The following is a 25,769-nucleotide window of genomic DNA, read 5'->3' as shown; positions in this document are numbered from 1 at the left end:
AGCGACATCCGGCTGCTTCGATTCGCGAGGAAGCGGCGCAGTATGACGAAACAGACGACGAAGGGGCCGAGCGAGGGCCGGGATTGCGACACCGCGGTGCGTCGGACGGCTGTACCGGAGAGCACACGCCTGCGGCTCTGGGCCAAAGCCGCAGGACGGTGCGTCCTCTGTGCGACCTACCTCTTGGACGCCGCCGATTGGACTTGGCATGCGATCCCCAACGGGCAGATCGCACACATCGTCGGAGCAGGATCGGGCAAGGATTCTCCTCGAGGCCATTCTGCGCTCGCCGCCGACGAGCGCGCGTTCGAGAAGAACCTGATGCTCCTCTGCCATTCGTGCCACAAGAGGATCGACGACAAGGCCTACCGCGACCAGTACACGGTCGAATTCTTAAGCGCCAAGAAGCTGCTGCACGAGAACCGGGTGCGGCAGGTCACCGACTTCGCGACGCTTCGGCCGACTTCCGTTGTGACGGTGAGCGCTGACGTCCGCGGGACAAGAGCACCAATTTCGCTTCCGCAGGTTGCGGAGGCGCTACGTGCCGACGGATACACGGGTATGGGGGAAGACACGCGCAATGGGGCCTTCTCCGTTCATCTCCCTGGCAACGACGACGACGGATGGGCGTGGAACGCTCATCGAACGGAGATCGACCGGTTCGCTGCTCGCATCGGGGAGGCGGTAATCGCTGGCGACGTCGAGTCGCTCAGCGTCTTCGCTCTCGCTCCTATCCCGTCGCTCGTTTACCTGGGCTCTAAACTCGACGACAAGACGGAGACTCGGCTCTTCGCTCGGAAGCGCACCGATGAGGTGACCGCCTGGGCGTGGAGTGATGACGACGGTGACGTCCCCGCATTCGACATCGTCTTGCACACTGGCGACTCGAATGAGGTCACAGTTCTCGTCGAGCTGAGCGGATCGGTGAAAGAAGAGCGTCTCCCCGGCCGCCTAAGGGAGCTCCCCCGGGTCACCATCGCGCCGAAGGACGAGTCGCCGCGTCCGGACCTTCTGGGCAGTCGCGCGGCCATGGAGTCGTTCGCGCTCGTATGGCGGGATGCGCTCGCGCGCATCGAGAGTGAACTTCCAAGCGTGCGCGTCCTGCATCTGATCGCGGCCGTACCCGCGCCCGCGGCCATCACGATGGGACGGCATCGGATGCGCGGTGCGCAGCCGAACATCGTCGTCTACCAGCTCAGACACGACGCATACGAGACGGCTATGGAGGTCGGCGAATGACCGCGCGCATCAAGGAGTTCAACCTCTTCCTCCGCGACCACGTCAACCTCAACCAGACTCGTCTCGACCTCCTCCATACCCGGACGTCCTCTCTGAACTCGGCACTGGAGGAAAGCGCGCTGCTCGAGGACAAGCTCGACGGAAGCCTCATCCCACAGGGCTCGTTCGCTCACGGCACCATCATCAAGCCGCTCTCCGGCAACGACTTTGACGCTGACGTCCTCCTGCCGATGGTCGAGCAGGTGGACTGGCAACCGAAGAAATACACCGTGGAGCTCAAGAAGGCGCTCGATGTGTTGCCGCGCTACGCCGACAAGACCGTTCTCGGTAAGCGATGCGTGACCATTCAGTTCGCGAACAGTTTCCACATCGACGTCGTACCGTTCGTGGAACGCGCCGACGGCAGGACCTACATCACTCATCGCACGAAGAACGAGTTCCTGCTCCAGGACCCGACGGAGTTCACCCGCTGGCTCAAGGACCAGAACAGCACGACCAACGGCCATCTCGTTCGCGTCATCCGCCTTGCAAAGTGGCTTCGCGACCGCAGTTCCATCGACTGCCCCTCCGTCGTGCTCGGTGCGCTGCTGGCCGAGCGGGTGAAGAGCTACGCAGGAATCGATGACTACGGCAACATCGCGACGACCTTCACTGCCTTGCTCGAAGACCTCCGCGACTACCTCAACATGCACTCCACCCCGCCGTGGGTGGATGACCGGACCGGCCAGAACCTCGCGGATCGTCTCACACAGACAGGGTTCGACAATCTCAAGAGCCAGCTGAAGCGGTGGGCTCGGCTCGCTCGCGAAGCCCTCGATGCTGAAGCATCTGACAGCGTCACCAAATGGCAGAAGCTGTTCGGGGTCTCGTTCGGTGCGAGCACGACATCGTCTCTCGCCCTGTCGGCCTCGGCCGCCGCAGCTACCCTGCCCACGTACGAGCATCAGATGTTTCCCGGAGAGAAAACCCTGACGGAGCAGTACGGCTTCCCGGAGCGGCGGAATCCCGCATCGACGTTCCGAATTGTCGGGAAGATGTCGCCGACGAAGAGAGGCCGGGGTCGTTTCCGTCCGCTGGCGATGAATGGCAACCTTGTCCCCATCGGCCGAGCCCTCGAGTTTCAGATCACGGACTGCACGGTGGACGGCCCCTACGACGTGTACTGGAAGGTGCGCAACGCCGGGCCTGAGGCTGCGAGTAGGAAGGCCTTCCGTGGCGAGGTCCTCAAGCGTGGCGAGCTCATCCGCGAGACCAGCGACTTCCCCGGCGCTCACTGGGTGCAGGCATGGATCGTGAAGGACGGAGTCGCCGTCGCCACCGCCACGCACGACGTCATCATCATGTCCCGCTGACCCGGTGCAGCGCTCGTCGGCCAACGCTGCGGCGGCACGGCCTGTGCATGAGACCCTCGCCCAGACCCGCAACTTGCGTGCATCACTCGGTCGGCGCGGAGTGTTCCTCCGGGCTTATCGATGCGCTCCCGCAAAGCGCACACCCCGGAACGGATTCACCTCGGTCCCAACGCAGAATGGGCAGTACATCTGGCGCCTGCACTCACCCGAAAATGAACTGGTGGCTCGCGCCGGGACCGGGTTCGATACGTTCGTCGGCGCGCAACAAGCAGCGTCTACCTTCAAAGCCGTCTCCTCGAACGTTCGGTCCGTGGTCCACGTCAATACAATTGGGGAGTGGCGTTGGCGGGCATGCCGTCACCACCTCAACCTTGCGCGTTCCGGCAGCACGTTCCCGACGAGGGCAGGTGCCGCGCGAGCAGTTGCATTCGTGCAGTTGAGCGCCGGCTCGGCTATCGGCGCCTGAGAGTGAGCAGTCGGCCGGGTCGATGCTCGTCATCACCTCCAGCGGAGGCATGAAGCCCCGCGCCCTGATCGGGACCGGCATGTGGCCGCCGGCGCGGAATCTGCGCGGCTTGCCTTCGGCCGTAAAGCCCCGTCCTGCTTTCGGCCGAACAGCGTTGCTCAATGAAGCTGTCGCGAACAGGCCCCTAGCGACACATTCCGAGAGCAGGCGACCGTCTCGGGGAGCAGTCACAGACAGGCCGCTACTGCGGCATGTCCACGAACCGCGAGAACATGCCGTGGAACGCCACCGTGATGGTGTCCGTCGGCCCGTTGCGGTGCTTGGCGACGATGAGGTCCGCCTCGCCCTGGCGCGGGTTGTCCTTCTCGTACGCCGACTCACGGTGGAGCAGGATGACCATGTCGGCGTCCTGCTCGATCGAGCCGGACTCGCGCAGGTCGGAGATCTGCGGCTTCTTGTCGGCTCGCTGCTCGGGGCCTCGGTTCAGCTGGGACAGTGCGACGACGGGGACCTGGAGCTCCTTCGCCATGAGCTTCAGCGCACGCGAGAACTCGGAGACCTCCTGCTGGCGGCTCTCGACCTTCTTGCCCGAGGTCATCAGCTGCAGGTAGTCGATGACGACCATGCGCAGGTTGTGCTGCTGCTTGAGGCGGCGGCACTTGGCCCGGATCTCGACGAGGGTCATGTTGGGGGAGTCGTCGATGAAGAACGGGGCGTCGTTGATGCGGCCGCGGGTCTGCGCGATGGTGGTCCAGTCGCGAGAGTCGACGGTGCCCTTGCGCATGTTCTGCAGCGGGACGCTCGACTCGGCGGAGAGCAGGCGCATGGCGATCTCGGCGCGCCCCATCTCGAGCGAGAAGAACGCGGCGGTCTCGTTGTGCTTGACGGCGGCCGCGCGGCAGAGGTCGAGCGCGAGGGTCGACTTCCCGAGGGCGGGTCGCGCGGCGATGATGATGAGCTGACCGGGGTGGAAGCCGTTGGTCAGGCCGTCGAGCTGCGCGAAGCCGGTGGGCACGCCGGTCATCTGGCCGTCGCGGCCCTTCGCGGCCTCGATCTCGTCGAGGGCGGCGGAGATGGCGTCGGTGAGGGGGACGTAGTCCTCGGTCTGCACCCCGCCGGCGACGTTGTAGACCTCGGCCTGGGCGCTGTTGACCAGGTCGGTGACCTCGCCCTCGCTGGCGTAGCCCATCTGCACGATGCGGGTGCCGGCGTCGACGAGGCGGCGGAGCACGGCCTTCTCGGCGACGATGCCGGCGTAGTAGCCGGCGTTCGCGGCGGTCGGCACCATGCTGGTGACGCTGTGCAGGTACTCGGCGCCGCCGGCGCGGGACAGCAGGCCGGTCTTGGTCAGCTCGTCGGTGACGGCGATGACGTCGGTGGGCTCGCCGTGCGAGTAGAGCGACAGGATCGCGTCGAAGATGACCTCGTGCTTGGGCACGTAGAAGTCGACGCCGCGGGCGGTCTCGATGACGTCGGCGACGGCGTCCTTCGACAGGAGCATGCCGCCGATGGTCGACTGTTCGGCGAGCAGGTCGTGCGGGGGAGTGCGTTCCATCCCGCCGCGCTCGGCGTAGTCCTGCGGCGCCGGGTCCAGATGCGCGATCGACACACGTTCTCCCTACTGTTCGGTCCACGCCGTCCGGCCCACGACCGTCCAGCTCCACACGACGTTCTACCGCCCACGTCCGACACCACACCCCTGGTCCGGGTCGCTGGGCCAACGTAGGGGGGCAGAGTTATCCCCACAAAACGCCCCTGTGGATAACTCTGTGGAGGACGCGCCGAACACGCCGGGACAGTGTGTGCACAACTGTGAAAAGAGGTGTGGAAAGTTGGTCGAGCGAACATACTTTCGACCGTTTGAACTGGGGTTTTCGTTTCCACACTGTGTGTGGACAACTGGAGTTCAACGTGCAGTTGAAGGTTTCGATTTGACGTTTCCACTGTGTAAAACGACTTGACAAACCGCTCCGTGGGGAGAACCTTCCCGGCTGGCTCCCAGGCGAGCGCGTACCCCCGCTGCTCGTAACCGCCCAGCACCGTCCTCAGCCCGCGCAGGCATCGGTCGCAGGACCCGCGGTCGAAGCCGCCGCGACGCCGACGGCGCGGTGGGAGCCGCCGCCGACGCGGCCGATCACCCCGCCAGCGACGACGACGCCGTCGACTCCGACCGCGTCGCCGCGGCCGCCGCGGAGCCCGCCCGCGTCGTCGCCGACACCATCGGCACCTGCAGCGTCGACGTCAGGCCCGTCCCGAGGTGGACGAGCGCCGAGCCGGGCACGATCCGCGTCGAGATCGACGACCGGGCGATCCGCACGCCGATCAGGTCGCCGGCCAGGGTGTCCTGCGGCGAGAGCAGCGCCCCGCGTCGGTTCTTCTTCGCGTCGACCTGCCACCCGCCGAAGCCGGCGGCGAGCCCGGTCGTGTTGCCGCCGAGCAGCATGCCCTGTCGGTTGTCGACGGCGGCCCGGCCCCAGTCGCGCAGCCACCGCGCGGCGGAGCAGTCGATGAGGAGCTCCCCGTCGTCGACGACGAGCACGACGGGCGTGCCGTCCGGCGTCAGCACGGGTTCGAGCTGTTCCTGCGTGACGTCGTCGCCGGTGAACACCGCGCGGACGCCGGGCAGACCGGCGAGGTCCCGGACCGCTCCCTGTCGCGGGGCGAGCACCACGAGGGTCGTCCCGCCGACGAGCAGCGAGCGCGCCATCGCGGCGAGCATGGTGGACCGGCCCGACCGCGAGGGCCCGGCGACCAGGAAGGTGCCGCCCCCGGTGGACAGGTCGACGGTCTGCAGCTCCATGTCGTCGCCGCCGATGCCGGTGACGGCGACCATCGGTGCGGGCTCCGGCGCCGACGACAGTTCGAGTGCGCCGTCGAGGTCCAGGTCCTTCGGCAGGGCGTCCACCCGGAACGGCCGCGGCGACGGCGGCACGGGTGCGGCGGCGCGCAGCTCGTTCGCCAGGTCCCGCACGGCAGTGGTCTGGCCCTGCCCGGAGACGTCGGTGCCGAGGGTGGCGAACTGCACCTCGATCCCGGAGTCGGCGCGGAAGCCGCGTCCGGCCGGGATCGACGCGGGCAGCTTCCGGTGGTTGATCCCGCCGAGCGAGTAGTCGAGCCGGTCGGTCAGGCGCATCACGATCTTGTCGTCGGTGAGCGTCGACATGCGCGACGACAGCAGCGTCCGGTCGCCGGAGACGACGACGTGGATGCCGGCCGCGGCACCGTCGCGGAGCATCGACTGGATCGAGTCGGTGAGGGCCCCGCCGTCGACCTCGCCGAGCGAGGTGGTGAAGTTCTCCCACCGGTCGATGAGCACGAGCACGTGCGGCAGCTGCTCCCCGGCCGCGGCGAGCAGGCGCTGCTCGGTGATGTCCGCCGCCGACGCCGCCGCGATGAGGTCGTGCCGGCGAGCCATCTCGCGCGTCAGCCGGTCGACGAGCCGGGTCGCGCGCTCGACCTGCGTGCGCTGCACGACGGCTCCGCAGTGCGGCAGCTGCTGCAGCGAGGCGAGCGCGCCGTTGCCGCAGTCGATGGCGTAGAGGTGCAGGTCCGACGAGGCGATCGAGCGCGCGGCCGACGCCGCGATCCCGCGCAGTGCCGACGACCGGCCGGACCCGGGCGCACCGACGACGAACTGGTGGGTGAACTTCGCCAGGTCGATCTCGGCGGCGCGCTGCTCCTGGGTGTCCGGCAGGTCCTCGAGGCCGAACGGGAACCGCAGGCTCTCGGTCGCGGCGGTCGCCCGACGGCGGTCGCCGACCGCCGCCGACGCGACCTCGGTGAGCGGCAGGAGCTCTGGGAGCGGCGGCAGCCAGGGGCTGTGCACGCTGCCGATCCCGAGCCGGTCGCGGGCGTCGACCATCGCCTGCACCAGGACGGACAGGTCCGTCGCGGCCGTCGCGCGGTCGCTCCGGACCGGTCGTGCGGGTGGTGCGGTCGCGAAGTCGCGCCAGTCGAGCACGCGGACGAACGGGAGGCCCGTGGCCGGGTCCTCCTCACCGGCCCACCGACCGCCGACGCGAGCCGACTGGAACGGCACCACCGACGAGTGCCCGAGGCGTGCGTACGCGCGCCCCGGCACGCTCTTCGGGATCCGTGCGGCGTCCGCGACGTCGATGACGTCGCTGCTCTCCCCGGAGTCCGTCATCCGCAGGGCGACGCGCAGGTTCGTGTTCGCGCGGATGTCCGGGCCGACGACCCCGCCGGGCCGCTGGGTCGCCAGGATGAGGTGCACACCGAGCGAGCGCCCGCGCTGGGCGATGCCGATGAGGCCCGTGACGAAGTCGGGCAGCTCGGTGACCATCGCCGCGAACTCGTCGATCACGAGCACGAGCCGGGGCATCGCCTCGCCGGCGCCGCCGCGTTCCAGGTGCGCCTCGTGGTCCTCGATGTCCTTCGCGCCGGACGCCGCCAGGATGTGCTCGCGGCGGGTGAGCTCGGCACGCAGGGACCGGAGCGCACGTTCCACCAGGTGCTGGTCGAGGTCGGTGACGAGGCCGACGGTGTGCGGCAGGTCGGAGGCGACGCTGAACGCCGCACCGCCCTTGTAGTCCACGAGCACGAAGGTCATCCGGTCCGGACGGTTGCGCAGGGCGAGCGACGCGACGAGCGTCTGCAGGAACTCGGACTTGCCGGACCCGGTCGTGCCGGCGACCAGGCCGTGCGGGCCGTCCTTCACCAGGTCGAGCTCGAAGGCCCCGTCGATGCCGACGCCGACGACGGCCGAGGTGCTCGTGCCGCCCTCCGACCAGCGGTCGGCGACGAGGCGCCCGTCGGGCTGCGGCAGGTCGACGACGTCGAGCAGCCGGGCGGCGTCCGGGACGAGCCCGTCGCCGTCGGAGCCGCTCGTGTCGCGCAGCGGGGACACCGCCCGCGCGACGTCGTCGTACCAGTCGTCGCGGACCCGGTCGGCGAGGACGAGCTCGACGGGGGCGGCGAGCTGGCGGCGCAGCACGAGCTCGGTCGGGGTGCGGTGCGTCACGGTGGCGACGCACTCCTCGGGGAGCTGCCACTCCTCGTCGTCGATGCAGACCAGGCGGATGCCGCACGCGGGGCCCTCCCGCAGCAGGCCGACGACGCCGGGCATGGCGCGCAGCCGGCGGGCGCCGTCGAGCACGACGACGATCTCGGGGGAGAACCGGGAGCGGTTCGTCCCGTTCTTCGCGCGTTCCGCCCGGCGTTCGGCCAGCACCTGGGTGAGCTCGGCCAGCCGCCGGCCGATCGTCTCACCGTCAGCGCCGATGAGCGCGAGGGCTTCCTGGCCCGCCGTCGGCCGCACGTGCGGCAGCCAGGTCGTCCATGCCCACGCCGGCATGTGTTGCTGTGCGGTGAGCACGACGAACTGCACCTCGCGCGGGCTCTGCGTCACGGCGAGCTGTCCGAGCACCCACCGGCCGAGGTCACGGGGGGCGTCCCCGGCGCCGGCGATCCCGAGCACGCCGACCTCGGCCAGCGGCACCGTGACCGGGACGCCGAGGGTCGTGCGCGGCACGTCGGCCAGACCGTCGAGGTCGCGGTCGTCGACCACGGTCACCGTGGACGGCAGGTCGCCGATGCCCACTCGGACGTGCAGGTGGTCGGTGTCGGACGGTCGCCGCTCCCACAGGCGCCGGCCGGGCGTGCTCGCCACGACCCGGAGCGACCCGGCGTCGAGCGCCGAGGTCCTCCGCTGGTCGCGTTCCGCGAGCACGGCGGCGTCGATCGCGGCCTCGAGCGCGGCGACGCGCTGCTTGTGCTCGGCGACCTGCTTGCGGTGGCTCTTCTTGCCGGTGCGCCGGCTGGTGACGGTCTGGCCGACCACCATGATCGGCGTCATCGCCGCGAACAGCAGGTAGAACGGCGAGTGGAACACCGTCGCCATCACGATGCCGAACATCGCCGGCACGAAGACCATGATCCAGGGGATCGCCGAGCGCTGCGGGGGGACCGGCGGCTTCGGGATCCGGAAGTTCGTCGTCAGGAACGGCGGGAGCAGTCGTGGCGGCCGGTTGAAGTCGAGCTGGCCCGAGTCCGGCGGGCGGAGCAGCATGCGGTCGACGACGGCGACCGGGCGGATCGTCAGGGCCGTGTCCCCGATCCGGACGAGGGCGTCGGGGGTCCAGGGCACCCACTCCGCCCCGACCGGCTCCTGCTCCAGGGTCGGCGTGACCGAACCTGCCGAACCGGTTACGATTCGGGAGCCTTCTGCCCGCCGGACGGTCACGGTGCCGTCGAAGGCGATCCGCGCCTCCAGACCGGCGATCTCGTCGGCGTCGGCACCGACCACCGGGGAGCCGTCGTCGGCGACCGCGATCCGGTACGTGCCGGGCGACAGCCGGCGCGCTCGTCCCGCGTCCGCACCACCGACGGTGAGCAGGTGGACGATGCCGCGCTCGGACTCGGGTCGGTCCGCGCCGCCGACGTGCAGCACCGCACCGTCGACCAGGCCGCTCCGTGCGAACGGCACGTCGCCGTCCGGCGCGTCCGCCGGCATCGGCGCACCGCCCGTCCGGCGGGCGAGTGCATCCACGACACCCCGCATGGGGGTTTGTCCGGACGCGTCGACCAGGACGTCCGAGGACTCCCCGGTGACGTCGTCGACGACGGTGACGACGACGCGCATCAGGCGTCCGCCTCGGCGCCGTCGCGCTCGGTCACGGTGTCGGCGGTGACGGATGCCGCCAGCGGCACGGACAGCCCCAGCCCGGTCCACTGGACCGTGCCGAGCACGTCCGAGACGTGCGTCCCGTCGCGACGGACCTCGAGCGTCCAGCGCGCGAGCGTGTGCGGCTCGGCCGCGACGCACGCCCAGCGACCGCCCGGCCGCTCGAGCAGCCGGACGAGTTCACGGCCGTCCGCACCGGAGGGCACGCGGGCGACGACCAGGAGGCCCGGGGTCGCGTCCGCCGTGACGGCCGCGATCGCGTCGCGCACCGACACCGCCGTGCCCGCGTCCGACGCGCCGCCCACGCTGAGCACGGCCGTCCCCGTCGCCCACGGATCGGTCCGGACCTGGTCGACGACCCGCTGGATCAGCGCGTCGCGTGCCGGGCGCTCCCCACGGAGCGCGACGACCCCGCGCACCCGGCGCAGGTCGACCAGGACGGTCTCGTCCCCGTCGGTGCCGAGCGAGACGACGGTGGCGAACTCCGTCGGCGCCGCCGCCACGAGCGGTACGGCCTGCAGCGCCCACATCGGCGCGGTCCAGGACCGTCCGTCGGGCGTGGCCGTCCACGGCTCCGGCGGCGCGATCGTCGGCGAGGCGAGGTCGAGCCGCACCGTCGTGCCGACCGTCATCCGGACCGCTCCGGGGAAGACGACCCCGGCGTTCGCGCAGGACGCGTCGACGGAGCGGAGCACCCGGTCGACGGCCCACGGCGCGGCCGGGTCGCGACGCACCTGGTCGGCCCACGCAAGCGCGTCGGTCGCGGTCCGCCGACGGACGGCGACGATCGTGGGGATGACGAAGGCGAGCGCGCCGAGGAACAGCACGACCGCCATCGTCAGCAGCAGGTGCGACTGCGGCTCGACGAACGACCAGTTCACGCGGCGCCCCCGAGTTCGGCGAGCCGACGTTCCAGCGCGGTCGGCTCCACCCCGGGCACGTCGGTCCAGCGGAAGGTCGTCACGATCGCGTCGAACAGTGCGACCAGGGCGTCGGTGAGCCGGTCGTCGGCGTCGGGCAGGCTGATCGCCGAGAACGACAGGACGACCCACCGCCCCGGACGGTGCGGCACCGGGATCGTGTACACGACCTGCCGGTCGTCCACGACCGGCAGCCCGGCGCCGAGTTCCGCGAGCTCCGCAGCCGGGTCGGCGCGACGGATCACGGTCTCGGTCCGCGCGGCGATCCCGCCGTCGACCTCGCGGATCCCCGGGTCCTCGTCGTCGCGCCGGTCGGGCAGCGCGTCCGCCAGGATCTGGGCGATCACCTGCTCCGGGACCTCCTCGGACTCGTCCTCCGCCTCGGTCTCGATGATCGACACCGGCGGCGTGTACCCGTCGACGGGTTGCACGGGCAGGTAGACCGCCGTCGCACCGTTGTCGCCGGCCTCGGCCACCGTGGCGACGAGCCGCTTGCGCATCTCCTGGCGCAGGGGCTCGGCCCGGTCGCGGGGCAGGTCGTCGGGGAGCGCGCGGGCGATGACCTCGCGGACCATCGCGCCGAGCTCCTGGCGGTCCTCCTCGCGGGCGGGCAGGCGCGCCCACCCCGGCGGGACGACCATGAAGAAGGACGCGGTCAGGTCGGTCATGCGTGCACCTCGTTCCGGATGGCTCCGATCAGGCCGACGAGCTCCCCGCCGAAGACGGGGACGACGTCGAGGTCGCTCGTGCGCCACATGACGCGGGTGTCGACGTCCACCGGTCCGTCGGCCCCGACGAGCGTCTCGCGACGGACGGCGCAGACGGTGGCCCAGATCGCGCCGCTGTCGTCGAGGTCGTAGCGGGTGACGATCGGCCCCTCGCCGCCGACGTCGTCCGGCAGTTCGTCGACGGCCGGCCGCTCGACCGGCAGCCCGCCCTCCGCGCCCGCGAGCTCGAGCAGGCTCTCGCCGCCCGGCTCCGCCACGCCCACCGACACCACCACCGGCAGCGGCCACCGGTTCGGGACACCGAGCCCCGCGACGAGGCGACCCTCGGCGCCGAGCGCCGCCCGGAACTCGAGCAGGGTGTCGAGCGCCGCGACCGGGTCGACCTGCCGGCCGTCGTCGAACACGCGGTCCTCGCCCTCCGCCGCGTCGTCCACGCGGACGATGGCGGCGAAGAGCTCGAGCACCTCGGCGCGCCACGCGGGTGTCGCGCCCTCGGTGTCCGGGACGACGAGCCACTGCGGGATCTCGACGTCGATGCGCGAGGTGAGGACGGGTGTCGGGCTCATGTGCTCCACTGCTTGTCTCGGGTGACGTCGGGCCGGGCGGGTCCCCGGCTCAGACGGAGATCGGGTGCTTCGTCTCGTTCCAGTCGTCGGTCCACGGGCGCTTCGTGTCGGCGCCGTCACCGATCGGGTTGAGGACGAGGCCGGCGATCGAGTAGTTCCGACCCCAGACGCTCATGCCGCCGTTCACGTAGGTGTGCCACTTCGGCGCCTGCGAGACGGTCTCGATGCCGGTGGCGGAACCCCACTTGTTGAGGAAGTTCCGGTGCACCTGGAAGTCGACGCCGCCGATCCGCTCGGCCCAGCTAGTGAAGCCCTTGCGGGTGAACAGATCGGAACCGAACTGTGTCGAGATCGTCTTCCAGTCGTTCTTCGCGACCGTCGAGAACTTCGACAGGTTCCACCAGTTCGGGTTGTTCTTGAAGGTGTCGACGAAGCCGTCGAACTTGCCGATGACCTGCTCGCTCTGCTTGTTGATCGCCGTCAGCTTCTTGAACGTGCCCGGCTTGCCGAGCTTGTCGAGCAACGCGAACCGCTGCGTCGAGAGCTTCTCGAGCTTGGCGTTGACGACCTTCTGGAAGCCCGCCGTGCCCTTCGCGATGCCCTGCTTCATCGCGATCGAGGTCGCCTTGGTGATCCCGACGCCGACGCCGAGGGTCACGACGCCGACGACCGCCATCACCAGGTCGAAGACGTTGCCCTCGCCGAGCGCCGTCAGCCCGATCTGCGCGACCAGGCTCACCCCGGCCGCGACCGCACCCATGATCGCGAGGACCCCGACGCCGGGGATGAGGATCGCCAGCGCTGCGAGGGCGATGCCGATGTAGGTGAAGATCTTGACGAGGATCTTCAGCAGCTTCGAGAAGAACGCCTTGATCTTGTCGCCGAGGGTGTCGTGCAACCCGTCGTGCCACGCGCCGCGGATGGTCGCCGAGGCGGCCTTCCCCGCGGCGTTCAGGGCGTCGACCGCGCGCCGGAGGCGGGCCTTCGCCGCGTCGGCACTGTCGCTGGCCGAGGACTCCGCACGGTGCTTCGCGTCGATCTGTCCCTGCTCGTCGTCGGTCAGCGGGGGAGCATCCGAGGCGCGGCCCTGCGAGGGGTCGGCCATGCCGCTCGCACGCGCGCCGGCGGCCGAGGCGTCCTCGGCGTCGCGCAACGCGGCCGCTGACTCGTCGAGGGCCTGCTCGAGGCTCGGCACGTACCCGGTCAGGGCGTCGCGGATGGCCTCGTAGCGGCCGGCCATCTTCTGCAGGGACTCCGCGACCTCCTTGCTCTTCTTGCGGACGGCGTTCGCGGTCTCGCCCTTGAACTGCGACTCGTCGCCCTCGCCGATGCTCTTCAGCACGGCGGCCTCGCTCGTGATCTCGTCGGCGATGGTCGTGTAGTAGTGCACGAGGTCGTTCACCACGGGCACGTCGGCGATGACCGGGTCCGTGGACTCCCCGAGCAGCGCCCAGTCCCCTCCGCGTGCCGGCATCAGGCGGCCTGCCCGTCTGCCGGGTGCTCCTCGGTGGACAGCTTGTCGTGCAGGTCCTGCTCGAGCGAGGCCCAGTTCTCCGACGCCTTCTGCATCTTCTCGTGCAGGTCCTTCACGGCGCCCTTCATCTTGTTCCGGTGGATCTTCCAGTCACCGGAGAAGTCGTGCATCGCCTTCTGCACGTCGTGCTGGCCGTAGACGTCCTGGAGCTCGCGCTCGTCGGACTTCTGGTGCTCCAGCTCGTCGGAGATGTGCTGCAGTTTCGCGGCCGAGTCCTCGAGGACGGCCTTCGTGATGATGAGGTCTGCCATGGGTGCTCCTGGTCGGTGAACGGGATCGGAACCGGATCGGCCCCGGCCCCGTCGTTGTCGACGGGGGCCGGGACCGGTGCCGTGGGACCTACTTGATCGCGTTCGCGAGCTCCTGGTCGGTCTGCTGCAGCGCCTCGGACGCCTTGTTGAGGTACATCGACATGCCCTCGAGACCCTCGATGGTCTTCGTCGCGCCGTCGTTGAACTCCTGGTACGAGTTGCCGAAGGCGACGGAGGACTGGTCCGTCACGTAGCCGCCGGAGATGAGCGAGTCGACCAGCGACTTCAGCTCACGCAGCTTCGAGGTGATGTCCTGCTCGCCGTTGACGAGGCGGGTCGCGGCGTCCTGCATCTCGCCGTAGGTCACGTTCAAGTTGGGCATGGCCTGCTCCTGTTGTTCGTCTGCACCCCCCGGTCGAGGGACAGGACCGAGGTTATTTCAGGCCGGAACCACTTCGCGGGGTACGTTTTCGCAGCAGGGGGTGCCGGAGCCGTGCACACCGATGTGCACATTCCAGTATTCCGGCAGCACCGCGCGGTCGATCCCCGTCGGTATTCACATGTCACCGTTGCACGAAAATCCTGGTCATCGGCGTGTCGCGGGGCCGGCGGACGGCGGGGGTCCCCCCGATGGGGGACACCCGACGTCCGTCAGAACCCGTGGACGAGCTGCCCCGAGGCGTCCTTGTAGCCCGGGACCCGCTCCTGGTCGGAGCCCCACCCGGTCGGCTTGATGCCCTGGCCGTACGAGAACGTGTTCATCCAGCTCGCCACCACCCGGCCGCCGGCGGCGTACTTGTGCCAGTTCGGCAGGGCGGCGATGTCGACGCCGTAGTCCCGCTTCATCGCGACCTTCATGGCGTCCATCTCGATCTGCCGGTCCACGCTCATCAGGCGCTGCCACTGCCAGCCCTTGCCGTCCTTCGACAGGACGTCGCGGATCTTGGCCTTGTCGTCGTTCCAGAGCGCGCGGTTCGGCCGCCACCAGTTCGGCTTCTCCTTGAAGCCGCCGAGCGTGTTCTTCCCCATCGTCGCGATGCGGGCGTCCGTCAACCGGTTGATGTGCCGGTTGATCGTCGTGACCGTCCGCAGCGCGCCGGGGTCCCGCAGGGTGTCCTTGATCGCGACGGCCCGGACGTCCTGCAGCTTCTTGATCTTGTCGAGGTTCGTCTTCGCGAAGCCCTGCATCCCCTTGCCGAGGCCGGCCGTCTTCGCCAGGGACGCGACCTTGGTGAGCCCGGCCCCGACCCCGACCAGGACCAGCCCGACCGCCGACGTGATGACGTCGAGCCACGACCCCTCACCCATCCCCGCCAGCGTGATGTTGAGCACGAGCGTGACCGCGGCCGTGACCGCCGCCATGAACGTGAGCATGCCGACGCCGGGGATGAGGATCGCCAGGGCTGCGAGGGCGATGCCGATGTAGGTGAAGATCTTGACGAGGATCTTCAGCAGCTTCGAGAAGAACGCCTTGATCTTGTCGCCGAGGGTGTCGTGCAACCCGTCGTCCCACGCGGCCCGGATCGTCGACGCCGCCGCCTTGCCGGCCGCGTTCACCCCGTCCACTGCGCGCCGCAGCCGGGCGACCGCGGCGTCGGCGCCGTCCTTCGCACTGCTCGTGGCGCGCGCCTTGGCGTCGATCGCACCCTGCTCGTCGTCGGTCAGCGGCGGCGCGTCCTGCGCACGGCCCTGACCGGGGTCGGGCATCGCGCCGGCCCGGGCTCCCGCCGCCGAGGCGTCCTCGGCGTCGCGCAGCGCTGCGGCCGACTCGGTCAAGGCCGTCTCGAGCTCGGGCAGGTAGCCGGTCAGGGCGTCGCGGATCGCGTCGTACCGGCCGGACATCCGCTGCAGGGACTCGGCGACCTCCTTGCTCTTCTTCCGGACCGCGTCGGCGGACTCGCCCTTGAACTGGCTGTCGTCCCCCTCGCCGATCTTCCGGAGGACGTCCGCCTCGGAGGTGATCTCCTGGGCCATCGTCGTGTAGTAGTTCACGAGTTCGTGCACGGTCGGCACGTCCGCCACGATCGGGTCGGACCCCTCGTGCAGCAGTCCCCAGTCCCCGCCGCGGGCGGGCATCAGGCCGCCTGTCCGTCGGTCGGGTGCGCTTCGGTGTCGAGCTTGTCGGTCAGGTCCTGCTCGAGCCCGGTCCAGTGCTCGGTGGACTTCTGCATCTTCTCGTGCAGATCCTTCACGGCGCCCTTCATCTTGTTCCGGTGGATCTTCCAGTCACCGGAGAAGTCGTGCATCGCCTTCTGCACGTCGTGCTGGCCGTAGATCTCGGTCAGGGCACGGTCGTCCGACTTCTGGTGCTCGAGCTCGTCGGAGATGTGCTGCAGCTTGGTCGCCGAGTCCTCGAGGACGGCGCGGGTGATGATGAGGTCTGCCATGGGTGCTCCCGGTCGGTGTGCTGGACGCGAGTGGCGCCCGGGGTCGCAGCGCGTGCGCGACCCCGGGCGGACCGACTACTTGATCGCGTTCGCGAGCTCCTGGTCGGTCTGCTGCAGCGCCTCGGACGCCTTGTTGAGGTACATCGACATGCCCTCGAGACCCTCGATGGTCTTCGTCGCACCGTCGTTGAACTCCTGGTACGAGTTGCCGAAGGCGACGGAGGACTGGTCCGTCACGTAGCCGCCGGAGATGAGCGAGTCGACCAGCGACTTCAGCTCACGCAGCTTCGAGGTGATGTCCTGCTCGCCGTTGACGAGGCGGGTCGCGGCGTCCTGCATCTCGCCGTAGGTCACGTTCAAGTTGGGCATGGCCAGCTCCTGTTCACGGTGTTCGACACCCCCGGGTTCGGAGGCCGCGATGACGCTATCGGCTCGTCGACCCCCGAACGGGGGTGTTCGCGTGGTGTTCACCGCAACTTCCACCAGCGGTGCGCGCACGAGAAGAACGTGCGTCGAGCAGGAGAACCAGCCGTGTCGACGACGTGACGCCCGGGAACGACGGAAGGCGGGCCTCCCGAGAGGGGAGACCCGCCTTCCGACGGAACGAGGTCGCGCTACTTGGCGGCGACGACCTTGAGCGAGATCACGGCAGTGATGTCCTCGCGCAGACGCACGGTGGCCTCGTGGTCACCGACGGTCTTGATGGTCGCGGGGACCTCGACCTTGCGCTTGTCGAGCGAGCCGACGCCCTGCGCCTGGACGGCGTCAGCGACGTCGCCCGGACGGACGGAGCCGAACAGACGGCCGTCCTTGCCGGCCTTGACCGACAGCTGGATGGTGGCGTTCTCGAGCTTCATCTTGAGGTCCTGTGCCTCTTCGATGGTGGCGAGCTCGCGCGCGGTACGCGCGGCACGGATCGACTCGACCTGCTTCTCGCCGCCCTTGGACCACGCGACAGCGAAGCCCTGGGGGATGAGGTAGTTGCGGGCGTAGCCGTTCTTGACGTCGACGACGTCACCGGCGGAACCGAGGCCGGAGACCTCGTGGGTGAGGATGAGCTTCGACATGTGTCGACCTCCGATCAGCGGCCGGAGCCGGCGTAGGGGAGGAGCGCCATCTCACGGGCGTTCTTCACGGCACGGGCGATGAGGCGCTGCTCCTGGACGGAGACGCCGGTGATGCGACGGGCGCGGATCTTGCCACGCTCCGAGATGAACTTGCGAAGGGTCGCGACGTCCTTGTAGTCGATGACGCCGACCTTGATCGACTTCGCGGGAGCGGCGTTCTTGCCGCCCTTACCGCGAGGCTTCCGGCGATCGCCGGTGCTCTTTCCAGCCATTGTGTGTCCTTAAGAAGAAGAAGTTGTGTCCGTTGGATCGCTGAGGATCAGAACGGGGTCTCGTCGTCGAAGTTGCCGCCGGGGGTGGACCACACGTCGTTCGACTGTGCGTTCCCGCCACCCTGCTGGCCGCCCTGGGGGGACCAGGGCGCGTCCGACTGACCGCCGCCGGTGTTGCCGCCGCCGTTCCAGCCACCGTTGCCGCCGCCGGAGTTGCCCCCGCCGACCTGACCACGGCCACCGCCGCCGCCGCTGCCACCCGCTGCGCGGGTGATCTGGGCGGTCGCGTACCGGAGCGACGGGCCGATCTCGTCGACCTCGAGCTCGATGCTCGTGCGCTGCTGACCCTCACGGTCCTGGTAGGAACGCTGACGCAGACGGCCCTGCGCGATGACGCGCGAGCCCTTCGTCAGCGACCCCGCCACGTGCTCGGCGAACTCGCGCCACACACTCGCACGGAGGAACAGCGCGTCGCCGTCCTTCCACTCGTTCGCCTGACGGTCGAACGTGCGAGGGGTCGACGCGATGGTGAAGTTCGCCACGGCGAGCCCGTTCTGCGTGTAGCGCAGCTCGGGGTCCGCGGTGAGGTTGCCCACCACCGTGATGACGGTTTCGCCGGCCACGGGCTACTCGGCGCTCGCGGTCGCGGCCTGGGAGGCGTTGGCGGCCTTGCGGGCCGCACGCGCCTCGTCACGCTGCTTCTGGGCGGCGACCTGCGCGATGCCCTCTTCGGCGCGGAGGACCTTCGTGCGGAGCACGGCCTCGGAGAGACCGAGCTGACGGTCCAGCTCCTTGGCGGCCTCGGGGGTCGACGTGAAGTCGACGACGGCGTAGATGCCCTCGGACTTCTTGGCGATCTCGTAGGCGAGCCGGCGACGGCCCCAGACGTCCACGTTGTCGACGGTGCCACCGTCGTTGCGGATCACGGCCAGGAACTTGTCCAGGCTCGGAGCGACGGTGCGCTCGTCGATCTCGGGGTCGAGGATCGCCATCAGTTCGTACTGGTGCATGCGGAACCCACCTCCTCTGGTCTCAGCGGCCCCGGGCAGTTCCCGGGACAGGAGGGTTGATGCATGTGTACCGGTGCGCAGGAGCGCGGGCACAACCCCGCAAGCTTAGCGGACTGCCTGGAGGCGCGCCACCGGCCCGTGGGTCGGCTCGCGGAACCAGGTTCCGGACACCACACCGTGAAATCGCGCGGTTCGGAGTCCGGAACCTGGTTCCGGAGACTGCGGGCGAGCCCGTCAGCCGGTGTCGCGGGCCGCCCACCACTCGCGGAGGCGGGCCTCGGCCTCGTCCGCACCGAGCGGGCCGTCGTCCATCCGGGCCTCGAGCAGGAACCGGTACGCGTCGCCGACGGCACGGCCCGGCGGGATGTCGAGGATCCGCATGATGTCGTCGCCGGTCAGGTCTGGACGCATCGCGTCGAGCTCCTCCTGTTCGGCGAGCACTGCGATCCGTGCCTCGAGGTCGTCGTAGGCGAAGGCCAGGCGGTCGGCCTTGCGGCGGTTGCGGGTGGTGACGTCGGAGCGGGTGAGCTCGTGCAGCCGTTCGAGCTGCGGCCCGGCGTCGCGGACGTACCGGCGCACGGCGGAGTCGGTCCAGGCGCCCTCGGTGTACCCGAAGAAGCGCAGGTGCAGCTCGATCAACCGGGACACCGCGGCGATCGTGTCGTTGTCGAAGCGGAGTGCCCGCAGCCGCTTCTTCGCGAGCTTGGAGCCGACGAGGTCGTGGTGGTGGAAGCTCACGGCGCCGCCGGGTTCGAGCTTGCGGGTGGCGGGCTTGCCGATGTCGTGCAGCAGCGCCGCGAGCCGCAGGACGGTGTCCGGGGGGTCGCCGGCGTGCCGCTCGGCCTCGTACCCGATGGCCTGCTCGAGCACGGTGAGCGAGTGCTCGTAGACGTCCTTGTGGTGGTGGTGCTCGTCGATCTCGAGCCGCATCTCCGGCAGCTCGGGCAGGAACCGCTCGGCGAGGCCGGTGTCCACGAGCAGCCGGATGCCGGGCACCGGGTCGCTCGTGTTCAGGAGCTTGACGAGTTCGTCGCGCACCCGCTCGGCGGACACGATGTCGATGGAGTCGACGAGGTCCTGCATCGCGGCGCGGACGTCGTCGTCGACGGTGAACCCGAGCTGCGCCGTGAACCGCGCTGCCCGCATCATCCGGAGCGGGTCGTCGCGGAACGACACCACGGCCGCCTGGGGGGTGCGCAGGCGCGCGGCCAGCAGGTCCTCGACGCCGCCGTGCACGTCGACGAGCTCGCGGGCCGGCAGGCGCAGCGCCATGGCGTTCACGGTGAAGTCGCGGCGCAGCAGGTCGTCCTGGATGGTGTCGCCGAACGCGACCTCGGGCTTGCGGGTCTCGCCGTCGTAGACGTCGCTGCGGTACGTCGTGATCTCGACCTGCTCGCCCCGCACGAGGGCGGCGATGGTGCCGAACTGCCGCCCGACGTCCCACGTGGTGGTCGCGATCGGTTCGACGACCGCCAGGATCTCGTCGGGACGGGCGTCGGTCGTGAAGTCGAGGTCGGTCACCGGGCGACCGAGGAACGCGTCGCGCACGGGGCCGCCGACGAGCGCCAGCTCGTGCCCGGCGTCGGCGAACACCCGAGCGAGGAGGGCGACGGGCTCGGTGGCGGCGAGTGCGTCGAGTCGTTCGACGGCCTGGGCAACGGACTGCATGACGGTCCTCATCCTCCCAGATCGAGGCCAGGAGTTCTCCACCGGTCCCGCGCGCACGGGCTGTGTTCATCGTCGCCCCTCGTACACTCGTGCTCGGCCCGCACCGACCCCGTGGCCCGCTTCCTCGTATGCAGATCCTCCGCACCACGCTCGCCGCAGCCGCGTCGACCCTCGTCGCGCTCGGCCTGGTCGTCGCGCCCGTCAGTGCCGACCACGCCTCGGCGGCCGAGGTCTCGGCCCCGAAGTCGCACGTCGCCGACCCGGCCGCCGCCGACGCGGGCAAGGCGACCATCTCGATCGCCCCGGCGAACCGCGGCGTCGTGCAGCGCGACCAGGACCTCACCCTGTCCGTCACGGTCACGAACGACACCGACGCGGCACTGCCGGCAGGGACCGCCGAGTTCGACATCTTCCGCTCCGCGAGCACGCGGGACGCGCTTGCCGCATGGCTGCAGGACACCACCACGGCCGGTTACCTCGGCGCGCACATGGACTCCGTGGACATCCCGGCCGTCCCCGCGCACCGCTCGGTGACGATCGACTCGGTGTCGATCGTGTCCGGCAACGTCGCCCTCGGCGGGTACCCCGGGTTCGGCGCACGACGCATCGCCGCCGAGTACACCGCGGGGGAGACCGTCGCCGTCGACCGCTCCGCCATCACCTGGTACCCGGACTTCGAGCAGGCCCCGATCAGCGTCTCGGTCGCGATGCCCGTCACCGTCCCGCAGTCCACCGACGGCATCCTGACCCCCGCGGTCCTGGCCGCGGCGACCTCCGTCGACGGCACCCTGACGCAGCAGCTCGACGCCGCCGAGGACCACAACGTCGCCGTCGCCGTCGACCCCCGCATCATCGCCTCGATCCGGATCCTCGGCGAGAACGCCCCGTCGAGCGCGTCCACCTGGCTGCAGCGCCTCGAGTCCCTGCGCAACGAGACGTTCGCGCTGCCGTACGCCGACGCCGACGTCACCGGGCTGCGGCAGGCCGGCTCGGACGGCGTCCTCGGACCGATCTCCCTCGACCAGTCCGTGAAGGACGAGAACTTCCCCGGCGCCGAGACCGCGCCGCCGACCCCGACGGGCACCCCGGGTGCGACCACGAGCCCGACCGCCACCGCCGCCCCCGGCGACGACGCCACGCCCGGCGCCGGCACCACCGACGCCACGACCACGCTCCCCACCACCGCGTCCCTGCTCGACTTCCCGTACTCGCTGCAGTCCATCGCCTGGCCGGACGAGGGCACCGTCTCGACGAAGGACCTGCCGGCCCTCCGCCGGGCCGGCACGAAGACGACCATCGTCGCCAGCGGCAACACCTCGGCGGGCGCGGACACCACCATCGCCGCGTCCGAGAAGATCGGCGACGACCACGTGCTCGTCGCCGACCAGACGATGTCCCGGCTGCTCCGCACCGCCGCGAACGCCTCGGACCGGCAGACCTGGGCCACGGCGATGTCCGAGCTGACCGCCACGCTCGCCACCGCGGCCAGCGCCGGCACCGCGACCAGCCCGGTCCTGCTGACCCTCGGCCGCGACTGGCCCTCCGACTCCGAGCGGCTCAGCCAGGCACTCGACGCCCTCGAGAACACCGCCTGGGTCGCCCCGTCGGACCTGTCGACGGCCGTCGGCTCCGTCGCCGGGTCGCTCACCCTCGACGGGTCCTCGACCGGGGACGACCGCATCGACCAGCTCCGACGCCTCGTCCGCGGCGAGCAGGGCCTGACCGCGTTCTCGACCATCCTCGAGACGCCGCAGCAGGTCACCGCACCGGCGCGCCTCCGACTGCTCGCCCTGGCCTCCAACGCCTGGCGCGGCGACGACGACGCACTCGGCGCCGCGATCGACGCGCGTACCGCAGCCTGGGCGGCGACCACGAAGAAGGTCGGCATCGTCGACTCGAGCAGCCTCACCCTGCTCGGCGACCGCTCGTCGCTCCCGGTGTCGATCCGGAACCGCTCCGACTACCCGGTGACGGTGCACCTGTTCGTGCAGCCGTCGAACTCCGCCCTGCGCGTCGTCCGCAACGACATCGAGGTCGAGGTCCAGCCGAAGTCGTCGACGCGTGCGACCGTCCCGGTGCAGTCCGTGGCCAACGGCACGGTCGAGCTCACGATGTCGCTGTCGAGCCCGAGCGGCGTCGCCGTCGCCGACCCCGCCGTCGTGCAGCTCAACGTGCAGGCCCAGTGGGAGACGTTCATCACCGCGGCGGCCGCGGCGGCCCTCGTCCTGATCTTCGGGTTCGGCATCTTCCGCAGCATCCGCAAGCGCGCACGTCGCCGGAACGGCGAGCCGGACGACGATGACGACGACCCGAACCGGCCGCTCGCGGTGCAGCCCACCGTGGCGGGCGCGCATGCGACCGCCCCTGCGACCGCTGCCGGGCCGACCCCGGGGTCCGGGAGCGACCACCTGCGGGACGTGACCGACCGCGCCGGAGGTGCGCCTGGCCTCCCGGCCGCCGCTGCCCCGACGAGCACCGTCGCGCCGCCGCGCGACCCCGAGGAGCCGACCGTGAGCACCCCCCAGATCCAGCCAGACGTCGACGCCGAGCCGGTGGCCGAGCGCAGTCTCGGTCGGGCGAGCGCCCTGCTCGCGGCGGGCACGATGGTCAGTCGCATCCTCGGGTTCGCGAAGACCTTCGTGCTGGCGTACGCGATCGGGCAGAACGCGAGCCCCTCGGCGAACGCCTTCGCCGTGGCGAACCAGCTGCCGAACAACATCTACGCGCTCATCGCGGGCGGCCTGCTGTCCGCGGTGCTCATCCCGCAGATCGTTCGCTCGATGCGCGACTCGGCCGACGGCGGGCAGTCCTACGTCAACAAGATCGTCACGCTGGGCGGCTCCGCGTTCATCGTCATCACGATCGCGGCGACCGCCCTGGCGCCGCTGCTCGTGCGCCTCTACACGACCTCCTCGGACTCCCGGGGGCCGGCCGCCACCGACCTGGCGATCGCGTTCGCGTTCTGGTGCCTGCCGCAGATCCTCTTCTACGCGATGTACTCGCTGCTCGGCGAGGTCCTCAACGCGAAGCAGGTCTTCGGCCCGTTCACGTGGGCGCCGCTGCTCAACAACGTCATCGCCATCGCCGGCCTGGTCGTCTTCATCGCCCTGTACGGCAACAGCGGCGCCGCAGTGGACGACTGGACGCCGGCGAAGATCGCCCTGCTCGCCGGCAGCGCCTCGCTCGGCGTCTTCGCCCAGGCGGCCTTCCTGCCGCTCTTCTGGAAGCGTGCCGGGCTGTCCTTCCGCCCCGACTTCCGGTGGCGCGGCGTCGGTCTCAAGTCGACCGGAACGGCCGCCGGCTGGCTGTTCGCGATGATCCTGGTGACGCAGATCGCCGGGATCGTGCAGTCGAGCGTCGCGTGGAAGGGCCAGGACGACGGCCCCGGCAACGCGGTGCTCGGCAACGCGTGGCTCATCTTCATGCTGCCGCACTCGATCATCGCGGTCTCGATCGCGACGGCGTACTTCACCCGGATGAGCCACGACGCCGCACGTGGCGACCTCGACGCCGTCCGCCGCAACCTGTCGCTGTCGCTCCGCATCGTCGGGCTGTTCACCGTCTTCTCGTCGGTCGCGCTCGTCGTCGTCGCCGTCCCCTTCGGCCGGCTCTACGAGGGGACCTTCGAGAGCGCGTTGCAGGTCGGTGCGGTCCTCGTCGCCTACATGCCCGGGCTCGTGCTGTTCAGCATGTTGTTCATCCTCCAGCGCGTGTTCTGGGCGATGCACGACCACCGCACGCCGTTCCTCATGCAGTGCATCCAGTCGGTCCTGTTCGTGGTCGGCGCACTGGCGGCCTCCACGCTCCCGAACGCGGCGATCGGCATCGGGGTCGCAGCCTGCACGACCCTCGCCGGGACCGCGCAGACGATCGTGGCGCTCGTCCTCGTACGTCGGAAGCTCGGCAGCATCGAGGGACCGGTCGTGACCAGGTCGCACCTGCAGTTCGTCGTCGCAGCGCTCGTCGCCGGCGCGGTCGGTGCCGCCGTGGCACTGTTCTTCGGCGCGTTCAGCCCGAGCGGGTTCGCGATGTCGGACCGCACCGGCGCGCTCATCACCATCGTCCTGACCGGTGCGGTGATGGCCGTCGTGTACTTCGGGGTCCTCGTCGTCGCGAAGAACGGCGAGATCAGGAACGCCGTCGGACTCCTGCGCAAGCGCCTCGGCCGCTGACCGCACGCTTCCCGTACGGCGTGGAATGCCGCGCCGGTACCATGTGTTGACCCGGTCAGCACGCAACGGAAGGGCATTCAGGCATGCGCCAGCTCATCATCATCGGTTCCGGTCCGGCCGGGTTCACCGCCGGCATCTACGCCGCACGCGCCGAGCTCAAGCCGCTCATCGTCGCCTCGAGCGTCGAGACGGGCGGAGAGCTCACCAAGACCACCGAGGTCGAGAACTTCCCCGGCTTCCCCGAGGGCATCCAGGGCCCCGACCTCATGATCAAGATGCAGGAGCAGGCCGAGCGCTTCGGTGCCGAGGTCCTGTACGACGACGCGGTGTCCGTCGACCTGACGGGCGACGTGAAGAAGGTCACCGTCGGGTCCGGCACGACGTACGAGGCCCTCGCGGTCATCTACGCCACCGGCTCGGCGTACCGCCACCTCGGACTCCCCGACGAGGAGCGCCTGTCCGGCCACGGCGTCTCGTGGTGCGCGACCTGCGACGGCTTCTTCTTCCGTCAGAAGAACATCGCCGTCGTCGGCGGTGGCGACTCCGCCATGGAGGAGGCGACCTTCCTCACGCGCTTCGCCGACAAGGTGACGGTCATCCACCGCAAGGACACCCTGCGCGCGTCGAAGATCATGCAGGACCGTGCCCACAACGACCCGAAGATCGAGTTCGCGTGGAACAAGGAGGTCATCGGCATCCAGGGTGACTCCGCCGTGACGGGTGTGACCCTCAAGGACACCGTCGACGGCACCGAGAGCGAGCTCGCCCTCGACGGCCTGTTCATCGCCATCGGCAACGACCCGCGCGTGCACCTCGTGCACGGCCAGCTCGAGCTGGCGCCGGAGGGCACCATCGCGGTCGAGGGCCGCACCTCGAAGGCCGTCGGCGTCCCCGGGGTCTTCGTCGCCGGCGACGTCCTCGACCACACCTACCGCCAGGCCATCACGGCCGCCGGTTCCGGTGCCGTCGCGGCGCTCGACGCCGAGAAGTACCTCGCCGACCTCGAGGACACCCTGACCGACCAGGCCGAGGGCGTCACCCCGGTCGAGCCGGTCACCATCTCCGCCTGACCCGCACCGGCCGCACGGGCACCCGGAATGCCGGAGCCCGCCGGTCGGTTGCACACCCTGTACCGACTCCACACGAAAGGACACCCATGTCCAACGCCAAGGCTGTCACCGACGCCACCTTCTCGGACGAGGTCCTGCAGTCCGACAAGACGATCCTCGTCGACTTCTGGGCCGAGTGGTGTGGCCCGTGCCGCGCCGTCTCGCCGATCCTCGACCAGATCGCCGAAGAGCACGCCGGCAAGATCGAGATCGTCAAGCTGAACGTGGACGACAACCCCCAGTCGGCCATGAACTACCAGATCACCTCGATCCCCGCGATGAAGGTGTTCAAGGGCGGCGAGGTCGTCAAGACCGTCATCGGCGCCAAGCCGAAGCCCGCGCTCGAGGCCGACCTCGCCGAGTTCCTCGCGTAGGTCACCCCGAT

Annotated in this window: 21 protein-coding genes; 5 read left to right on the top strand and 16 right to left on the bottom strand. The window is 70.0% G+C overall.

The window, feature by feature from the left end; genetic code table 11:
• Positions 1–42: 42 nt before the first annotated feature.
• Entirely contained in the window at positions 43–1,239 is a 1,197-nt protein-coding gene (locus BIU94_RS10285) for an SAVED domain-containing protein (RefSeq protein WP_139196377.1), read from the top strand.
• Positions 1,236–2,591: a cyclic GMP-AMP synthase DncV-like nucleotidyltransferase gene (locus tag BIU94_RS10280; RefSeq protein WP_071258773.1), complete on the top strand. Its 1,356-nt coding sequence runs from the start codon at positions 1,236–1,238 to the stop codon at positions 2,589–2,591. The genes BIU94_RS10285 and BIU94_RS10280 overlap by 4 nt, the downstream gene beginning before the upstream one ends.
• A gap of 707 nt (positions 2,592–3,298) precedes the next feature.
• On the opposite strand, the gene dnaB is transcribed toward BIU94_RS10280, so the two are convergent.
• From dnaB to BIU94_RS10200, 16 genes are all read right to left on the bottom strand, one after another.
• Positions 3,299–4,666, bottom strand: a complete 1,368-nt coding sequence (gene dnaB, locus BIU94_RS10275; protein WP_071258770.1) for a replicative DNA helicase — start codon at positions 4,664–4,666, stop codon at positions 3,299–3,301.
• A gap of 525 nt (positions 4,667–5,191) precedes the next feature.
• The gene (locus BIU94_RS10270) at positions 5,192–9,658 is read right to left on the bottom strand and encodes an FtsK/SpoIIIE domain-containing protein (RefSeq protein WP_071258763.1); all 4,467 of its coding nucleotides are present in this window, start codon (positions 9,656–9,658) and stop codon (positions 5,192–5,194) included.
• Positions 9,658–10,581 carry a hypothetical protein gene (locus BIU94_RS10265; protein WP_071258760.1) on the bottom strand — a complete coding sequence of 308 codons (924 nt, stop codon included), beginning with the start codon at positions 10,579–10,581 and terminating at the stop codon, positions 9,658–9,660. Before BIU94_RS10265 ends, BIU94_RS10270 begins: the two co-directional genes overlap by 1 nt.
• Entirely contained in the window at positions 10,578–11,288 is a 711-nt protein-coding gene (locus BIU94_RS10260) for a hypothetical protein (RefSeq protein ID WP_071258754.1), read from the bottom strand. The genes BIU94_RS10265 and BIU94_RS10260 overlap by 4 nt, the downstream gene beginning before the upstream one ends.
• Positions 11,285–11,914, bottom strand: a complete 630-nt coding sequence (locus tag BIU94_RS10255) for a hypothetical protein (protein WP_139195988.1) — start codon at positions 11,912–11,914, stop codon at positions 11,285–11,287. The genes BIU94_RS10260 and BIU94_RS10255 overlap by 4 nt, the downstream gene beginning before the upstream one ends.
• Positions 11,915–11,963: 49 nt before the next feature.
• Positions 11,964–13,388 carry a hypothetical protein gene (locus BIU94_RS10250; RefSeq protein WP_071258748.1) on the bottom strand — a complete coding sequence of 475 codons (1,425 nt, stop codon included), beginning with the start codon at positions 13,386–13,388 and terminating at the stop codon, positions 11,964–11,966.
• Positions 13,388–13,699 (bottom strand): hypothetical protein, encoded by a 312-nt coding sequence (locus tag BIU94_RS10245; RefSeq protein ID WP_071258742.1) that lies wholly within the window; start codon positions 13,697–13,699, stop codon positions 13,388–13,390. The genes BIU94_RS10250 and BIU94_RS10245 overlap by 1 nt, the downstream gene beginning before the upstream one ends.
• 88 nt (positions 13,700–13,787) lie before the next feature.
• Complete coding sequence (locus BIU94_RS10240) at positions 13,788–14,081, bottom strand: WXG100 family type VII secretion target (RefSeq protein WP_071258728.1); 294 nt, start codon at positions 14,079–14,081, stop codon at positions 13,788–13,790.
• Between the two features lie 269 nt (positions 14,082–14,350).
• A complete protein-coding gene (locus tag BIU94_RS10235) occupies positions 14,351–15,775 on the bottom strand; it encodes a hypothetical protein (RefSeq protein ID WP_071258734.1) in 1,425 nt (474 codons plus the stop codon).
• Positions 15,775–16,086 carry a hypothetical protein gene (locus BIU94_RS10230; RefSeq protein WP_071258733.1) on the bottom strand — a complete coding sequence of 104 codons (312 nt, stop codon included), beginning with the start codon at positions 16,084–16,086 and terminating at the stop codon, positions 15,775–15,777. Before BIU94_RS10230 ends, BIU94_RS10235 begins: the two co-directional genes overlap by 1 nt.
• 75 nt (positions 16,087–16,161) lie before the next feature.
• Complete coding sequence (locus BIU94_RS10225; RefSeq protein WP_071258728.1) at positions 16,162–16,455, bottom strand: WXG100 family type VII secretion target; 294 nt, start codon at positions 16,453–16,455, stop codon at positions 16,162–16,164.
• A gap of 245 nt (positions 16,456–16,700) precedes the next feature.
• Positions 16,701–17,153 carry a 50S ribosomal protein L9 gene (rplI, locus tag BIU94_RS10220; protein WP_071258725.1) on the bottom strand — a complete coding sequence of 151 codons (453 nt, stop codon included), beginning with the start codon at positions 17,151–17,153 and terminating at the stop codon, positions 16,701–16,703.
• 14 nt (positions 17,154–17,167) lie between these two features.
• Positions 17,168–17,425: a 30S ribosomal protein S18 gene (gene rpsR, locus BIU94_RS10215; RefSeq protein WP_017887834.1), complete on the bottom strand. Its 258-nt coding sequence runs from the start codon at positions 17,423–17,425 to the stop codon at positions 17,168–17,170.
• A 47-nt stretch (positions 17,426–17,472) separates the two neighbouring features.
• Positions 17,473–18,048 carry a single-stranded DNA-binding protein gene (locus tag BIU94_RS10210; RefSeq protein ID WP_071258722.1) on the bottom strand — a complete coding sequence of 192 codons (576 nt, stop codon included), beginning with the start codon at positions 18,046–18,048 and terminating at the stop codon, positions 17,473–17,475.
• A 3-nt stretch (positions 18,049–18,051) separates the two neighbouring features.
• Positions 18,052–18,435 (bottom strand): 30S ribosomal protein S6, encoded by a 384-nt coding sequence (rpsF, locus tag BIU94_RS10205; RefSeq protein WP_071258718.1) that lies wholly within the window; start codon positions 18,433–18,435, stop codon positions 18,052–18,054.
• A 234-nt stretch (positions 18,436–18,669) separates the two neighbouring features.
• The gene (locus BIU94_RS10200) at positions 18,670–20,103 is read right to left on the bottom strand and encodes a CCA tRNA nucleotidyltransferase (protein WP_071258713.1); all 1,434 of its coding nucleotides are present in this window, start codon (positions 20,101–20,103) and stop codon (positions 18,670–18,672) included.
• 128 nt (positions 20,104–20,231) lie between these two features.
• On the opposite strand from BIU94_RS10200, the gene BIU94_RS17420 reads away from it, so the two are divergent.
• From BIU94_RS17420 to trxA, 3 genes are all read left to right on the top strand, one after another.
• Positions 20,232–24,275 (top strand): DUF6049 family protein, encoded by a 4,044-nt coding sequence (locus BIU94_RS17420; RefSeq protein WP_139195989.1) that lies wholly within the window; start codon positions 20,232–20,234, stop codon positions 24,273–24,275.
• Positions 24,276–24,358: 83 nt separating this feature from the next.
• Positions 24,359–25,345, top strand: a complete 987-nt coding sequence (gene trxB, locus BIU94_RS10190; RefSeq protein ID WP_071258704.1) for a thioredoxin-disulfide reductase — start codon at positions 24,359–24,361, stop codon at positions 25,343–25,345.
• Positions 25,346–25,431: 86 nt separating this feature from the next.
• Complete coding sequence (trxA, locus tag BIU94_RS10185; protein WP_071258698.1) at positions 25,432–25,758, top strand: thioredoxin; 327 nt, start codon at positions 25,432–25,434, stop codon at positions 25,756–25,758.
• The last annotated feature ends 11 nt before the right edge of the window (positions 25,759–25,769 follow it).

The organism is Curtobacterium sp. MMLR14_006 (assembly GCF_001864985.1).
Lineage (GTDB): Bacteria > Actinomycetota > Actinomycetes > Actinomycetales > Microbacteriaceae > Curtobacterium.
Note: the sequence above shows the minus strand (reverse complement) of the source record. Positions and strands in the feature narration are given on the sequence as shown.

What these genes read in the sequence shown, in the direction of transcription:
- BIU94_RS10240 (WP_071258728.1), bottom strand. Translation starts at nt 14,081, where the DNA reads ATGCCCAACTTGAACGTGACCTACGGCGAGATGCAGGACGCCGCGACC.
- trxA (WP_071258698.1), top strand. Translation starts at nt 25,432, where the DNA reads ATGTCCAACGCCAAGGCTGTCACCGACGCCACCTTCTCGGACGAGGTC.
- BIU94_RS10225 (WP_071258728.1), bottom strand. Translation starts at nt 16,455, where the DNA reads ATGCCCAACTTGAACGTGACCTACGGCGAGATGCAGGACGCCGCGACC.
- BIU94_RS10255 (WP_139195988.1), bottom strand. Translation starts at nt 11,914, where the DNA reads ATGAGCCCGACACCCGTCCTCACCTCGCGCATCGACGTCGAGATCCCG.
- rpsF (WP_071258718.1), bottom strand. Translation starts at nt 18,435, where the DNA reads ATGCACCAGTACGAACTGATGGCGATCCTCGACCCCGAGATCGACGAG.
- rplI (WP_071258725.1), bottom strand. Translation starts at nt 17,153, where the DNA reads ATGTCGAAGCTCATCCTCACCCACGAGGTCTCCGGCCTCGGTTCCGCC.
- BIU94_RS10250 (WP_071258748.1), bottom strand. Translation starts at nt 13,388, where the DNA reads ATGCCGGCACGCGGAGGGGACTGGGCGCTGCTCGGGGAGTCCACGGAC.
- trxB (WP_071258704.1), top strand. Translation starts at nt 24,359, where the DNA reads ATGCGCCAGCTCATCATCATCGGTTCCGGTCCGGCCGGGTTCACCGCC.
- BIU94_RS10260 (WP_071258754.1), bottom strand. Translation starts at nt 11,288, where the DNA reads ATGACCGACCTGACCGCGTCCTTCTTCATGGTCGTCCCGCCGGGGTGG.
- BIU94_RS10285 (WP_139196377.1), top strand. Translation starts at nt 43, where the DNA reads ATGACGAAACAGACGACGAAGGGGCCGAGCGAGGGCCGGGATTGCGAC.
- BIU94_RS10235 (WP_071258734.1), bottom strand. Translation starts at nt 15,775, where the DNA reads ATGCCCGCCCGCGGCGGGGACTGGGGACTGCTGCACGAGGGGTCCGAC.
- BIU94_RS10245 (WP_071258742.1), bottom strand. Translation starts at nt 13,699, where the DNA reads ATGGCAGACCTCATCATCACGAAGGCCGTCCTCGAGGACTCGGCCGCG.
- BIU94_RS10280 (WP_071258773.1), top strand. Translation starts at nt 1,236, where the DNA reads ATGACCGCGCGCATCAAGGAGTTCAACCTCTTCCTCCGCGACCACGTC.
- rpsR (WP_017887834.1), bottom strand. Translation starts at nt 17,425, where the DNA reads ATGGCTGGAAAGAGCACCGGCGATCGCCGGAAGCCTCGCGGTAAGGGC.
- BIU94_RS10270 (WP_071258763.1), bottom strand. Translation starts at nt 9,658, where the DNA reads ATGCGCGTCGTCGTCACCGTCGTCGACGACGTCACCGGGGAGTCCTCG.
- BIU94_RS17420 (WP_139195989.1), top strand. Translation starts at nt 20,232, where the DNA reads ATGCAGATCCTCCGCACCACGCTCGCCGCAGCCGCGTCGACCCTCGTC.
- BIU94_RS10200 (WP_071258713.1), bottom strand. Translation starts at nt 20,103, where the DNA reads ATGCAGTCCGTTGCCCAGGCCGTCGAACGACTCGACGCACTCGCCGCC.
- BIU94_RS10230 (WP_071258733.1), bottom strand. Translation starts at nt 16,086, where the DNA reads ATGGCAGACCTCATCATCACCCGCGCCGTCCTCGAGGACTCGGCGACC.